Consider the following 14,590-nt stretch of genomic DNA (forward strand, 5'->3'; position numbering starts at 1 on the left):
TCGATAGACACACATGAAATTATTCCTCGTACTCCTCTTACTGCTCGCAACTGAAACGAAACTCACGCTTTCGGTTGATAAAGAAGCTCTACCTGCTACTCTCAGCAAGAATTTGCAACCCTTGCTCGCTCCCCAATCCTTTCGCGTCAACGATGCGTCCGGTCAGGCACTTCTTACCTTCTGGATCCGGAAGGAGATCCCACTGGAGGCAACCAAGGATCAGATCGAAAATGGCGTAACTTACCGAGAAGTCGTTCCAGGCTCGTTGATCGGCTGCCTGGAAGTCCACCAGCAATGGACCGATTTTCGCAAGCAAACTATTAAACCGGGTGTTTACACTCTCCGACTCGCGATTCAACCGATGACCGGCGATCACGAAGGCACGGCTCCCCACCAGGATTTCTGCTTGCTCTGCCCCGTTGAAAAAGACATCAGCGTGGAGGCCGTCGGATTGGAAAAGTTAGTACAGTTAAGTTCCAAAGTTACGGGGACCGCTCACCCTTCGGTGATGCTGCTCTTTCCCGTTAAGAAACTAGCGGAGTTGAAGGAACCAAAACTGGAAGAGCCGATGACTTCGGTCCAGACGTTGGTACTGGTTCGGGATGCAGCCGCTGAAAAAATGAAAACTCAGATCGGATTTGCCTTCACGGTTGAAGGCGTACGCAAAGATTGATTTATATAGAAGTTAAGCCATGATTGGTTTTATCAGTTGGCCGTGCACATCGGTTAGCCGGCGGTCGATCCCATTATGTCGAAATGTCAGTTTCGTATGATCGATGCCAAGTAAATGTAAAACGGTGGCATGGACGTCGTACACTTCCGTCGGGTGCTTCCGATCGGCCGGTTTGTATCCGAAATCATCGCTTGGTCCGTGGCTGACGCCCCCTCGGATTCCCCCACCGCAAAGCCAGTTCGTAAAGCAGTAGGGGTTGTGGTCCCGACCTTTACCTCCCTGACTCGAAGGCATTCGTCCGAACTCCGTAGTCCAGAGAACGATTGTATCCTCGAGTAATCCTCGCTGCTTCAGATCCTGAATCAACGCGGCGGCTCCTTTAGCCATGCCGTAAGCCAGAGGGCCATGGTCTCGTTTCACATCCTCGTGGCTATCCCAGTTACGACGAGGAAAACCGTTATCGTTGCCACTCCAGATTTGAACGAAGCGGACTCCTCTCTCGAGAAGTCTGCGCGCGACCAGACATTTTCTGGAAAAATACTCCGTCTCTTCGAGAGGGTTGATCTCCTTGTCGAAGGAAGTCTTCCCGTGATCCAGTCCGTAGAGTTTCATCACATGGGCAGGTTCCTTGCTGATATCCAGAGCTTCGGGAGCCGCGAGTTGCATCTTGGCCGCCAGTTCGTAACTTCGGATGCGAGCTTCCAATCGTTCATCGCCGAGGTGCTGGCTGGCGTGCTCTCGATTCAATTTGCTCAATAGTCCAATTGCTTCTTTGTCCCCATCGGGTGTGACATATTTCAGATGCTCATCTGGAAAAAGATCTTCGATAGGATTCTTCTCGCCCGGATAGACCGACATTCCCGAATGCTGGGCAGGCAGAAATGCGCTATCCCAGTTTTTAGTTCCATTCGAGGCTAGCCCGCGATGGTCGGGCAATACAACAAACGTCGGCAAGTTATCTTGGAGACTTCCCAGTCCATAGCTCACCCAGCAACCCATTCCCGGAAATCCCGGCCGGTTGAAACCCGTCGTTTGAAGCAGAGTACCCTGACTGTGCACTCCGGTCTTACCCACCATGTTGTGAACGAAAGCCAGTTCGTCGGCGACGGCACCGAGCGGCGAAACCACTTCGGAAAGGAGTTTGCCGCTTTTTCCATAAGGTTTGAAATCCCAGAGCGGCTTTAGCCAGGGTCCCAGCCCGTTCTGAAAGGCCTCGACATGCTCGCCGAAGTTCGAAGGCTGGCCGTGCCGCTTGACGAGTTCCGGTTTGTAGTCGAATAGATCGATGTGGCTCGCTCCACCCGCCATGAATAGTTGTACAACTCGCTTCGCCTTGGCGGGATGGTGTGGTGCGGCCAGCAGTTTCTCCCGAGAGAGCAAGCAAGCCAGAGGAAGCGAACTGAATGCTTGCAGAAAGTGTCGACGATTCATAGTGGAAGCCCCTTCTCAGTCGACAAAAATGAATTCATTCAAGTTCAAAATCACGCGGCAGGTGTTGGCCAAACCATATTTCTCGGCATACTTGGTCAGTTCCACGCGCTCCGTTTCGGTGGGAGTCCGACCGAAAGCCATCTGGTAGGCGGCATCGATTCTTTTCGGGAAAGTATCTCCCTGCTTTTCAATACGATCGGCAAAATGCTTTGCCATGACCAGACTCAGGCGATTATTCAGTAGCGCCAGGGCCTGCTGAGGCGACAGCGTCTGATTTCTTTTATCGACCGATAGGGCAGGATCGGCACAATCCAGCGCGGCCATAAACGGTTGCGATTTTGAACGCACCACAAAGCGATAAACCGAGCGACGGTGGGATTTCGGATCTTCCGGGTCATAGAGCTGATATTCGTAGTGCGGCGAATGCTCCGGTTTCTCAATCACGAAGTCCTGGAAACTGGGGCCTCCCATGGAAAAATCCAGCTGACCGCTCACAAAAAGAATTGCGTCGCGGATCGCCTCCGCCTCCAGTTTACGACGATTCTGCCGCCAGAGGTAACGATTGTCGGCATCCCGTTTTTCAAACTCGGGACGTGATTCGGACGACTGCCGATAGGTGGCACTGTTAACTATCAAGCGATGTAGCTCTTTGATGGACTGGCCGTTGTCGCGAAATTGGATCGCCAGATAATCGAGGAGTTCGGGATGAGTGGGAGTTTGTCCCATCCGGCCGAAATCGTTCGGGGAATCGACCAGGCCTTTTCCGAAGTGGTATTGCCAGACCCGATTGGCGATAGAACGCCAGACTAGCGGATTTTCCTTATCCGTCAACCATTTGGCCAGAGCAGCTCGCCGGTCGCTCTCATTGCTCTGAGGGGGAAGATCGAAAGACGAAGACAGTGAAAAAGCCGAGATCGCCCCGGCTCCAACGATTTTCCCCGGCTTAGTGACATCCCCGCGCGGGAGGATGTGAATCGCACGTGGCAATCCACCGGAGGCACCCGTTCCTACAAAAGTTCCCGAACCGGAATAGACACAGCCGATGTACGCACGCTGTTGTGGCGGTAGAGCTTTTATTTGAATTCGTATCGCTGCCTGCTTTTTTTCGATCAGTTGCCCCGATTCCAGTATCTCCTGGCCCGCTTTATCTCGAATCAATTTTTCCCGCTCGGCTCGCAAATCCACAGCACTTTCCGAGGAAGGCGGATAGATACCATCGGTAAGATTCGCTTTCGCCCAGCGTGTAGGGGCTTCAATGCTGTCCAAGGCGGTCACGGGAGCTTTGGCAGCCAGGTTTTTTCCCAAGGCATCAACCGCTTCCACTTCCGCCAGAGCGAAGTTGTAATCGCCTTGTCGGAGGGCGAGTTTGGTGGCCGTGATGCGTAAATATCGACCTGCTTTATTCCCGGCGGGAAGCCGGACTGGCTTTAGGCCCGGATTCTGAAAATCGGATACCGTCTGATCGGCAATCAACAGCTTATTTTTAAACTCGGGTTCGTTCGCCAACTCCACCCGGAACCGCACTGGAAACCCAAAACCCGCACCAATGCCGTTGAAATCATCGTAGCACGGATAGAGAATCACTCTATCGAGTGTGACAACAGTTCTCAAATCGATCTGAACCCATTTGACTGATGACGGTTCGGAAGCCAGTTGGCTGTGATAACCATACTCCGGGCGAAGACTTTTTCCGTTTGCCTTCGTAGCCTGAATCAGGCGTGCATCCAGATCAGCAAGCGGCTTACCAATTTTCTGAAGCAGTAAGTTGCTCCAGGTTTTCAATTCCTGTGCCAGTTCTCCCTCACGTTTTTGAAGCTCCGACCTCTGCCGAGCCACGCGAGGATCGGCATCGTAAGCCTGATCGGCCCGGTCCAATGCCGCGAAAACCGCTTGTAGCCGATAGTAATCTTCCTGCAAAATGGGATCGAATTTGTGATTGTGGCACTGGGCACAATGCACCGTGAGACTCATGAAGGAACTCATCGTATTGGCGACCATATCATCGCGATCCAGATGACGAGCGACCTTCCCATCGATCTTGTCTTCGGGAAGTTCAGCATGCCCGATGAAGTCCCACGGCCCCGCGGAAATGAAACCGAGCGCTTCTATGCCATCTACCGTTCCGGGAAAAAGGACATCGCCCGCTATTTGCTCCTGAACGAACCGGCCGTAGGGCTTGTCCTGATTCAAAGACCGAATCACATAATCGCGATAAGGCCAAGCATTGGGACGCGGTTTATCTTTATCGTAGCCGTGCGTTTCACCGAAATGAACGACATCCAGCCAGTGCCGAGCCCAACGTTCGCCGTACTGAGGCGAGGCCAGCAGTTTATCGACCAGTTTTTCGTAAGCCCTAGGATCGCCATCTTTCAAAAAGGCTTCGATCTCCTCGGGTTTCGGAGGTAAACCTACCAAATCGAAATACAAGCGACGGATGAGTGTTCGTCGATCCGCTTCCTTCGATGCATTGAGTTTCTCTGTCTTTAACTTCGCCTCAATGAATCGATCAATCTCATTGCGAGCCCAATCACTTTTCGGAGGAAGCACTGGTTTTTGCATCGATTTCCAGGCCCAATGATCCATCCGCCGCAATTCCTCTTTCTTTTTGTCCTCTTCACTCACCGGCCACAAAGCTCCATTAGCGATCCACTGTCGGAGTAACGCAATCTGTTTCTCTTCCAGAGCTTTCCCGTCGGGCGGCATCCGCGTGTCCGCCTCTTTCGATTTGACGCGAACCAGCAGCTGACTTCCTTCGACATTTTTAGGAAGAACCGCGGGCAGTTCGGAATCACCGCCTCGGCGAGCATCGACAGGGTTGTCCAGCCGCAGTCCTCCCTTCTGTTTCTCTGGTCCGTGACAACTGATGCAGTGCTGTTTCAGAATCGGCCGAATTTGAGAATCGAAGTCGATACCCTGTTCCGAGGCCATGCCCAGTGAGGGGTAAAGTAAAATCCATATCGAGCAAGCGGTCGTCAAATTCAGGAGAGACATATCTATCGATTCCCTCGAATGGGAAGCACCGGCGGGATTCTGAAGTATACCAAATGAAAGAGGGGAGTGAAAGCGGGAAGGATTCGTGTGCGCAAAATAAGAGCCCCTTTCCAAGAAAGGGGCCCAGAGATTTAAAATCTATCCGCCAAGACTACTTTTGGAACAAACGCGATCGCTTGTTAGCCGACGATTCAAGATAGGCCAACAGGTCGAGAATCTCTTCTTCCGTCAGCATATCGACCAGATGCTCGGGCATAGGTGATACTTTCGAAACTTCTCGAATTTCAATTTCATTTTTCTTGATCTCGACACGATCAATCGACAGCGGATCGGGTTGCACGGCAATCTTTTCCGGTGTGTCATCGACAATTCGGCCCACTACCGTCTTGCCGCCAACGGTAACAATTCGCTCGTTCATATACTGTTCCGACAGCACCTTGGAAGGCTCAATAATCGATTCCAGAATAGCGCGGCGATCGAACCGGCTGGCGACCGAAGTCAAATCGGGGCCGACCGCACCGCCTTCATCGCCCAGGCGATGACATTTCACGCACTGGCCCACAACAAAGGCTTCTTTGCCTTTTTCGAAATTGCGGCCGCGATCCACCTTATCGAGTTTGGGCATGATATCCGACATGGTGTAAGCTTTGACCACTGTAGTACGAGGCTTGTAGTTATAAGTTGCGACGGCCGTGACGTTCAGAGTCTTGAGCAGCGGTTCCAGTTCTTTTCGTTCAGAATCGAGTAGATTCGAAACTGCCTCGCGAAGGAAGTTCTTCAGGAAGTTGGGGAAGCTGGCTCCCTCCGAATACCCGCGCCCAGCATCGGCGAACCATTTGTCCATCATGGGATCGTGCTTGAGTGACTTCCAATCCTTTTTGAAATAGCTGAAGTATTCCTTGCGTTGATCCATGGTCCAGTTGCCGGGCAACAAGGTCCGCAGATGGAACAGGAAGAACAAAACATCTTCCTGGTAGGTGGCGTGAGCCATCTCTTTGAGTACTTTCGTCGCAATTCCGGGAGCTTGCAGATAAATCAAGAGTTGAGCGGTTTCCCGGTTCAAATCCCGGCTCGCCGTCGGGAAGAGCGGATCGACTTCCGCGATAATCTTCTTCGCTATAGTGAAAGCAGGCCGTCCCTGTCGAATGAAGGCAAGATCCCACACCCGCAGTTTGTCCAGTTGCAGCACCGGCGATAATGAGGAGATCGGAAAAGCTTCCAGGGCCTTGAGCAATTCCGGTTGAAGCTTGGCATCACCGACACGAGCCAGAGCCAACAAAGCGGTCAGTGCGGCGGCCGGATTTTTCTCGGTCAGCGCCTTGTCCTTCCATTCGGCCACTGGCTGAGCTTCCAGAGCGATGCGGGCGGAATACTGCAAAAATCGATCAGGGCTGCTCAGGTGCGGCCAGACAAACGATACAGCTTTGGGATCGACTTTACCCTGAAAAGCTTCGATTTCATGCCGAAGTTTTCTCTCTGCTTCGCCAGCGGTATTCTTCAAATCGGCCGGAGCAGTCGATTCCTTGCCAGTATACGTGACACGATAAAGACCGGATTGATTGTTTCGACCGCCAATTGTGAAATAAAGAGCGCCATCATTGCCCACTACCGCGTCCGTTAAGGGCAACGGCTTTTTGGGTGCATTCGGATCGGTGAGGCTGATGGGAGCCACAAAGTTTTCGAAGGTGGCCGTGTAGCTGGATCCTTTGGGGGTCAAATGCACAGCCAAAAGTCGCCCGTAGGTCCAATCGAGCATGTAGAGTGCTTTTTGATATTTCGCTGGGAATTTGGCCCCGGTGCCGTTGGTCACACCGGTGGGAGAGCCGACACCGACATCTACTGCCGCAGGCAGGCTATCCGGATAGTAGGAGGGCCATTTTCCGGTGCCGGAACGCCAGCCGAATTCCGCACCGCTAATGCAGTGAAGGATGCGAATCGGCCGATACCAGGGCATGCCCCAGTCCCATTCCATATCGCTATCGAAAGCGAATAATTCGCCATCACCATTAAACGCCATGTCATAAGTGTTGCGAAACCCCGCTAGCATCAACTGAATTTTCTGACCATCTGCATCGGTTCGAACGATATAACCGCCCGGGGCTACAATACCCGCGGCGTGGCCATTGCCATCCCATTGTCGGGGTAGCAGGTGATCTTCTTTATAATTGCGGTGCGGCGAATCCTCGGAGAGCCCCTTGGGTAATTTGGTATGATTGCCGTTCACCACATAAATCATCTTGTCCGGCCCCAGGACTAAAGCGTGCGGGCCATGTTCACCGTCCCCTTCAAACCGTTTCAGAAACTTAACGCTAAACTTGCCGCTGTCACCTGCTTCATTGCAGCGATAGAGCCCGAAACCTTCGGGGCCACTGGCATTTACATACAGGCTGTCGAACGCCCAGAGTAAACCCATCGCTTCGCTCAAAGGGATATCCAACTTTTCGACCTTGGAAACTTTGCCATCCATGATGGTGAAACGCAGCATCGGCTGGGACCGCTGACCGGAAACGATCAAACGACCGGCCCCATCCTTGCACATGTTGATCCAGGAACCCTCGCTTGCCGAATCGGACGTGTGGATCAATTCGACTTTGAAATCGGGAAGCGTCTTGAGAAACTCCGCTTCGGTAGCGGAGCGTTTTGGCCCTGTCGACTTCTTTTGAGCTGTCTTCTTTTGGGACGCCTTCGGTTCCTGAGCATTGAACGGGGAGAACGAGCCGAGGCCAACCAAAAGGCCCAGTATCGCTGCGCACCTAGCTATCTTCCGCATCACGGGAGATCCTTTCGACTTGAGAGATTCAATCACTACAAAGCAAAAAAACAGGCGGGTGGGAACATATGCCTGTCCCCTATTTATTGTCGAAAATGGGGGAGAAAGAAAGAGAAAAAGAAAAAAAGAATCGGACGATACGCCGCTCAAACAATGCTCTTGAAATCGTTCGAAAACTCTGCGAGACTTAACTGGTCTTTCCTTCCCGCCGAAAAATCGCTTCCCTTTGGATGATTTCATGAAGTCGTTCTCAGTTCCACTCTTGTGGGTTAGCCTTTGTTTGACTTATTGGGGAACTTCAACCCCTTCCGTTTGGGCGGTCGACCCGGCGGAACTTCCCAAATGTCCGCCCGGTTGGAAAGTGGAGCTGGTAGCCGCGGTACCGAAGATTCAACACCCGTCGGTAGTCTGTTGTGCCCCGGATGGGCGTGTCTTTGTGGGTGAGGACCCCATGGATATGGGCAGCGACTCTCGGACGCCGACAGATCGGATTCTCTGTTTTCACCCCGATGGCAAGGTAACGGTATTCGCTGACAACCTCTATGCCGTTTTCGGGATGGCCTACATCGACGGGAAACTTTTCGTTCATCATTGTCCGAAATTCTCAGTATTTACCGATGATCACGGTGTGGGCAAAGACCGTCAGGATCTGATCGAATGCACCAATCCCAATCCCGCCCCCGGCTTTAACGATCATATCCCTTCCAACATGCGACTGGCGATGGACGGCTATCTCTACGTCAGTACTGGTGATAAAGGGGTGTTTGGTGCCGTGGGGAAGGATGGCCGGAAATGCGAAATCTATGGCGGTGGCGTGTTCCGCATCCGCCCCGATGGCACCGGGCTCGAAACTTACTGTACGGGTACCCGCAATCACCTGGACGTCGCCATAAACCGCGAAGATGAAATCTTCACCTACGACAATACCGATGATGGCAATGGTTGGTGGACCCGCGTCACCCACATGGTAGATGGCGGATTCTACGGCTATCCCTGGGATTATAAACCCAGACGGCCCTACACACTTTGGATGATGACCGATTACGGCGGAGGAGCGCCCACCGGAGCTACTGCCTACAACGAAGATGCCTTGCCGGAAGTGTATCAGGGCAATCTGTTTCTCTGCGAATGGGGCCGAAAGCAACTGCTACGATTGATCGTTCAGCGGGAAGGCGGCAGCTACAAAATCGTCAAGCGAGAAGATTTTCTAACATCTGGGACGAAGGAGTTTCGTCCCGTAGGAATTTGTACGACGCCGGATGGGATGGGCTTCTACGTCACCGACTGGAATTTTTCAGGATGGAAGCAGAACGTTCCAGCCGGTCGGCTACTCAAGGTGACCTACACCGGGGCCAGCAAGGCGACTGAAAAACCCAAGTGGTTCGTGCCAGCCGCCATCGGTGAAAAATTTGAGGCTTCGAATGAAGATTTAATTGCCGGTCTCAAACACCCTTCTCAGGAAGTCCGGCTGGTTGCCCAACGACGGTTGATCGAAAGAGGCCCTGAAGTTTCCAAACCACTTTTGACACTCTTATCCGATAATTCGAGCCCGGCTTACGCCCGATGGAGTGCAATCTGGGCACTGGACGCGATCTCCGGAGACAGCCCGGCCACGAGGAAGGACATTGCAGTCTACCTCGGAGATTCCGATCCCTCCGTTCGAAGACAAGTCCTACGCGAATTGGGCTCTCGATCAGCAAATGAAGCCACCAGCAAGATCATTTCCTGTCTGGAAGATGCCGATGCTTCCGTGCGTTTTCAGGCCGCTACGGCACTCGGACGAATTGGTAATTCGGCCGCTATCACACCGCTTCTGCAGTACCTGAAGACAGAAGATTTATTCTCCCGATATGCGGCTTTCACCGCCTTGAACCGTATCGGACATACCGATCCGAAATATTGGGATAAGATCGTCGTCGGTTTAAGCGACCCTAATCCGCGCATTCAGGAAGGCACCACGTTTGCCATCCGCGAGACGTTTGAAAATGGTCTGGTTTATGCTTTAAAGGAATTGATCGCCGAGCCCGGAACCAATCCTAGCGTCCGAGTCCAGGCATTGCACTCTCTGGCAGAACTGCATCGGAAGCCGGCGCCCTGGAAGGGTCAGTGGTGGGGTACTCAGCCGGTTCGCAGCCCCAAGCCGCACGGCACTCTAGACTGGGTGGGAACCAAAACGGTCCTGAATACCTTGGCAGCGAGCTTAAAGGATGGGGATCCTCAGGTAGTTCACGCGGCTATCGAGGGAGTAATTGTCGCTCAGGACGAACAGTTTGTCCCTGGACTCGTGGAGCTCTTCCAGAAGGATTCCAGCACTGAGACGAGAAAACTCGTTCTGCGAGCAGCGGCCGTGATCTCGAAACCGGCACCGTTCACCGATCTCGTAACAAAAGTTCTTGAGGATCCGGTCGCGAATAAATCCCTGCTGGACGAGGCGATCAGAGTCGGCGACCGAATCGGCAGCCCGGGAATTCAAACGGCGCTTGTTAAACTCGTTTCTCAGGATCTTCCACCGGAGACACTTTCGAAATTGCTGCGAGCCGTCGGAAATCGAGGATTGAAAGACGCGATTCCCGCAGTCGCTAACCGCGTGAGCAACGACAACGCGAATGTCCGAGAATCGGCCGTTTTTGCACTGACGAAAATGGGAGATGCCGCTTCCCTTCATGCTTTGACCCCTCTGCTTTCTTCCCCCAACCTCGAAACCCGAAAAGTGGCCGTGAACGCCATTGGGTCTCTCAAAAGTCCTGCCGCTACAGAGGGTTTGTTGGGGGCATTTGACCGAGCCGAGACTCGCTACGAAGCTCTGCTCGGCTTATCGAAATTGACCGATTCCCGGGCACTTCCCGCCTATCTGGTCGGGTTAGCCAGCAAGAATGCCACGCTTCGGGCGGATTGCCGTAAGGCATTGAGCGATGTTCGAAATCTGGTCTATCCAGAAATCGAAAAACGATTGGATGCAGGAGCAATTTCTCCGGAAGTAGTCGGAGAATTGCAAAGCATCTACGCAGCGAAGTCTCCCATCAAGTGGAAATTGCTAGGCCCCTTCGCGGTCGACTCCGAAATTCCCTTCGATCTCCAGAAGCCCGATCTGAGGAAAGAATACTCTGGTCGGGAGGCCCGAAAGTTTCGATGGAAGTCAATTCCCACGCAAGATCGAGATCCCGCCAATTTGGACTGGCGAAGAGAAGTTCGTATCGATGGCCCCAGTAAAGCGTTTGGCCAAAGCGAAGTCTATTCTCCCGTCGCCGGAGAGATAACTCTCGAAGGAAGTTTCAGTGGTGCCGAATTGCGTTTGTGGCTGAATGGTGAACAAATTTTCAAATCGGAAAAAGCTGGTCGAATTTCGCTCAACGCTAAAACTCAGGCCGGGGAGAACATGCTCATCGCCGAAGCCCTCACCACGGGCGGTTCCTGGACTCTGCGATTGGCCGCCAACACTCCGAAATCAGGAAAACTGTTTGCGGCCAGCGCTGCCAAGCCGATCGATATCAAGAAGTTTAGCGAGCATGCTTTGAAGAAATCCGGCTCCGCCGAACGCGGTAAGCTGCTCTTCTCGGACATTCAGGGACTAGGATGCATCAAGTGTCACAAAGTCGGCAATCTTGGAACGGGAGAAGTCGGCCCCGACCTTCTCGGAGTAGGAGCCAAATACAACCGGGAAATTCTGATTGAATCGGTGCTCTACCCGTCCAAACAAATTTTGGATGGCTACCAACAAACCCGGATTGCAACTTCTTCGGGTCAGGTAAAACTGGGCATCGTTCGCGGTGAAACCGGTGATGCCATTACTCTGATTGATGTCGATGGGAAGAAAGAGTCCATTAAGAAAGTCGATATCGAAGAACGGAAAGTCCTAGATAAATCCTTGATGCCGGACGGTCTGCAGGCCGGGCTGTCGCTTCAAGATTTCAGCGACCTGATAGCCTTTTTGGAAAGCTTGAAAGAAAAGCCGCCCGAGAAAAAGTGAATCTTCTCGAGAAGCCCGATCGAGATCGGGCTTCTCGAGTATTGGTCATTTCTTGGACTTCTCAAAGCGATCGATCATCTGACGGATCATCTCCGCATTGGAAATCGGGTGAAAACCATGCCCCTGATACGGGCCCGTCACGATAACGCCATCGAACGGAGGATTGAATTTCTTTGTTGAAGCCTCCATATACTTGACCGCGTTATTCAAGAAATAATCGTCCGCATCGCCGACATAGACGTGAATCTTCCCGCCCCAGCGCGCATGCTTGGTCGGCCAGCCTTCCGTCAGAATGGTGTTCAACTCATTTTTCTTCCAGGCTTGCAAAACGCTCTTGTCAATCTTCCCGGTTTTTCCGTCCCAGAGGGGTTTGGGTTGACCATCCGCTCCCCGAGGCCCGAAGGTGGCATTCCAGGCACACCAGTCCTTGCCCGAGCGCCACCAACTATCATTGCGACCCATCACGACTTCCATCTGGCATTCGTGTCGGACCGTATAGGAGGTTTCGCCGTTCAGTTCGCGTTTGGCGGGACGTTCGAATCCATGTTTATTGATGTAGGCGTTCTCGTCCTGATAGATGTTGATCAACTCAAACGCCCGGAAATCGACCGGATCGGGCGCGAAAGACCAGCAGCCGTTGAACAAATCGGGATATTCGATCTGCAAAGCTAATGAAACCCAACCGCCCGTGGAGGCTCCTGTGGTGAACCGGGCATAACCCGCACCGATGCCTTGAAACATCTTCTCTACGTAGGGGATTAACTCTTCCGTAAGGGCTTTGCCATAAGGGCCATTGCAATCAGAATCGACGTAATAGGGATCGCCATAAGGCCCGGCCCCATCCACGTGAAGGATCAGCATGGGAATCGAAGCGCGACTATAGCGTTGAATGGCTGTATAACGAGTTCCATAGCCACCTATCGTCACCAGCAGGGGATATTTCTTTTGAGGATTCTTGTCGAAATCGGGCGGCAGACAGACACCGGCTCGCAGGTACATATCCCGGCCATGAAACTTGCTCAGCGCGGCCGATTTGATTTTCACATATTTAATTCGCTCGGATTCCTGGGGAGCATCGACCGGAACCACCTGGCTCAGTTCAATTGGAATGTTTGCCCCGGCTACAGGATCGATGTCGATTTCCTTAGGCATGCTGTAGACGTTGCCTTCCGCAGTCGGCAGATTCAATTCGAGATTGTGATGGAACACGGCTTGAATGGTATAACGCCCCTTGGGCAATCTCGATAGACTTTCGATCGGAAATATCGGACATTCCGAGCCCAACGTTATGCTTTTCCCAGCTGTAAAAGCGAGAGCATCCTTCCCGATGAAGACGGGCGCATCCAGACCGGTTTCCCCAATCCCCCGAATCGGCATAGGATTCTTACCCGACGCCATGACCACCATGATTCGCCCATCGGTGGGTTTCGCTATCAAACCCGCTTTCATCGAGACTTCGAATTTTACTTCCCCGGCATTGATATTCGCAGGGACTAGTGCCAAGAGAAAGGCCATCCATCTCATAATGTGTTCTCCAGTTGAGTTGGATTTGATTGTATAGAAGTGATACCTGGGGAAGATGACTCTCAGATAAGATCGAACTTAGAGTGAGTCCGTCTAAAATAGATTCATGCTGTACCTGGATGCCAATTCGACCACTCCCGTAAATCCCGCAGTTCGAGAAGCAATGCTTCCCTGGCTGGGCAGTTGTTTCGGCAATCCTTCCAGCGCTCACAGGTTTGGTCGTAAAGCCCGCCAAGCTCTCGAAGATGCTCGCGATCAGATCGCCGGGCTGTTGCATGCAGATTCCGACGAGGTGGTCTTTACCAGCGGCGCCACGGAATCGAATAATTTAGCTTTATTCGGACTCGTTCCGGAGTCGCCCTGTCGTTTCGCCGTGAGCCCTATCGAACATCTCTGCGTCACGGAACCCGCAAAACGGCTGCAAGCTCGAGGCTACATTGTCGATCCAATCGAAGTTGATTCGCAAGGAATCGTCAATGATCTGAATCTCGATAGTTCCACGCGCTTAATCTGCATTATGAGGGTAAATCACGAAACCGGGGCGATTCAACCGATTTCCGATCTAGTCAATGCGAGCCGAATTCAGGCTCCGCAGACTTTATTCCACTGCGACGCGGCTCAGGCGGTGGGAAAACTCCCTGTAAATTTTCGGGAACTGGGTGTGGATTCGCTCTCTGTCAGCGGGCACAAATTCCATGCACCCCAGGGTGTAGGATTACTGCTGGTGAGAAAAGGGCTAAAGCTGAGGCCTGCTTTGTTCGGTGGCCATCAACAGCAAGGTCGGAGGCCCGGTACTGAAAGCGTTATCCTCGCCATCGGGTTAGCTAAAGCTCTGGAGCTTGCGGAAGCCGAGCGGGAACAAGCCTGGGTGAGATTGAGCCGTCTTCAATCTCGTTTCTGGGAGTTGCTGAGGGATCAAGCCGTCCCCGCCATTCGAAACTCTCCGCCGCAAAGTTCTCCTTATGTCCTTAATGTGTCCTTTCCTGGATGCCGGGCTGAATTGCTGCTGATGAAACTGGATATGCTCGGCGTCGCTTGCTCCACGGGTTCTGCCTGCTCGAGCGGTTCCCTTCTTCCCTCGCCCGTTCTGAAGGCCATGCACGCGCCGGAAGAAATTCTCCGCTCGGCCATGCGCTTCAGCTGGACCCGAGATATTTCGGAGATCGAATTAGAGCAGGCCGCAGCGATTATCGCCCGGGCGGTTGCTGAAGTGCGCGGCCAGTAGCCCCAAGTC

The 14,590-nt window shown here is 52.8% G+C and carries 7 protein-coding genes; 3 read left to right on the top strand and 4 right to left on the bottom strand.

All coding sequences use genetic code 11. The annotated features are described in order from the left end of the window. Nucleotides 1–13 precede the first annotated feature (13 nt). Nucleotides 14–673 (top strand): hypothetical protein, encoded by a 660-nt coding sequence (locus KIH39_RS13220; RefSeq protein WP_213493714.1) that lies wholly within the window; start codon nucleotides 14–16, stop codon nucleotides 671–673. Between the two features lie 12 nt (nucleotides 674–685). Here the strand turns inward: KIH39_RS13220 and KIH39_RS13225 are convergent, their stop codons facing one another. The 3 genes from KIH39_RS13225 to KIH39_RS13235 all read right to left on the bottom strand — a co-directional run bounded on the left by KIH39_RS13225 (nucleotide 686) and on the right by KIH39_RS13235 (nucleotide 7,865). Beyond that, complete coding sequence (locus tag KIH39_RS13225) at nucleotides 686–2,104, bottom strand: DUF1501 domain-containing protein (protein ID WP_213493715.1); 1,419 nt, start codon at nucleotides 2,102–2,104, stop codon at nucleotides 686–688. 15 nt (nucleotides 2,105–2,119) lie between these two features. Then, the gene (locus tag KIH39_RS13230; protein ID WP_213493716.1) at nucleotides 2,120–5,095 is read right to left on the bottom strand and encodes a DUF1553 domain-containing protein; all 2,976 of its coding nucleotides are present in this window, start codon (nucleotides 5,093–5,095) and stop codon (nucleotides 2,120–2,122) included. A 151-nt stretch (nucleotides 5,096–5,246) separates the two neighbouring features. After that, nucleotides 5,247–7,865, bottom strand: coding sequence for a c-type cytochrome (locus KIH39_RS13235; protein WP_213493717.1), 2,619 nt, complete (start codon nucleotides 7,863–7,865; stop codon nucleotides 5,247–5,249). A gap of 238 nt (nucleotides 7,866–8,103) precedes the next feature. Between KIH39_RS13235 and KIH39_RS13240 the strand changes: the two genes are divergently transcribed. After that, nucleotides 8,104–11,832 (top strand): HEAT repeat domain-containing protein, encoded by a 3,729-nt coding sequence (locus tag KIH39_RS13240; RefSeq protein ID WP_213493718.1) that lies wholly within the window; start codon nucleotides 8,104–8,106, stop codon nucleotides 11,830–11,832. Nucleotides 11,833–11,877: 45 nt separating this feature from the next. On the opposite strand, the gene KIH39_RS13245 is transcribed toward KIH39_RS13240, so the two are convergent. Further along, the gene (locus tag KIH39_RS13245; RefSeq protein ID WP_213493719.1) at nucleotides 11,878–13,356 is read right to left on the bottom strand and encodes an alpha/beta hydrolase-fold protein; all 1,479 of its coding nucleotides are present in this window, start codon (nucleotides 13,354–13,356) and stop codon (nucleotides 11,878–11,880) included. A 106-nt stretch (nucleotides 13,357–13,462) separates the two neighbouring features. Here KIH39_RS13245 and KIH39_RS13250 point away from each other — a divergent pair, with 106 nt between their 5' ends. Next, nucleotides 13,463–14,581, top strand: a complete 1,119-nt coding sequence (locus tag KIH39_RS13250) for a cysteine desulfurase family protein (RefSeq protein WP_213493720.1) — start codon at nucleotides 13,463–13,465, stop codon at nucleotides 14,579–14,581. The last annotated feature ends 9 nt before the right edge of the window (nucleotides 14,582–14,590 follow it).

Origin of the sequence: Telmatocola sphagniphila (genome assembly GCF_018398935.1) — a bacterium.
In the GTDB taxonomy this organism is placed as follows: domain Bacteria; phylum Planctomycetota; class Planctomycetia; order Gemmatales; family Gemmataceae; genus Telmatocola; species Telmatocola sphagniphila.

Coding starts and splice junctions, on each gene's coding strand:
- KIH39_RS13250 (WP_213493720.1), top strand. CDS start 13,463: ATGCTGTACCTGGATGCCAATTCGACCACTCCCGTAAATCCCGCAGTT.
- KIH39_RS13235 (WP_213493717.1), bottom strand. CDS start 7,865: ATGCGGAAGATAGCTAGGTGCGCAGCGATACTGGGCCTTTTGGTTGGC.
- KIH39_RS13240 (WP_213493718.1), top strand. CDS start 8,104: ATGAAGTCGTTCTCAGTTCCACTCTTGTGGGTTAGCCTTTGTTTGACT.
- KIH39_RS13220 (WP_213493714.1), top strand. CDS start 14: ATGAAATTATTCCTCGTACTCCTCTTACTGCTCGCAACTGAAACGAAA.
- KIH39_RS13245 (WP_213493719.1), bottom strand. CDS start 13,356: ATGAGATGGATGGCCTTTCTCTTGGCACTAGTCCCTGCGAATATCAAT.
- KIH39_RS13230 (WP_213493716.1), bottom strand. CDS start 5,095: ATGTCTCTCCTGAATTTGACGACCGCTTGCTCGATATGGATTTTACTT.
- KIH39_RS13225 (WP_213493715.1), bottom strand. CDS start 2,104: ATGAATCGTCGACACTTTCTGCAAGCATTCAGTTCGCTTCCTCTGGCT.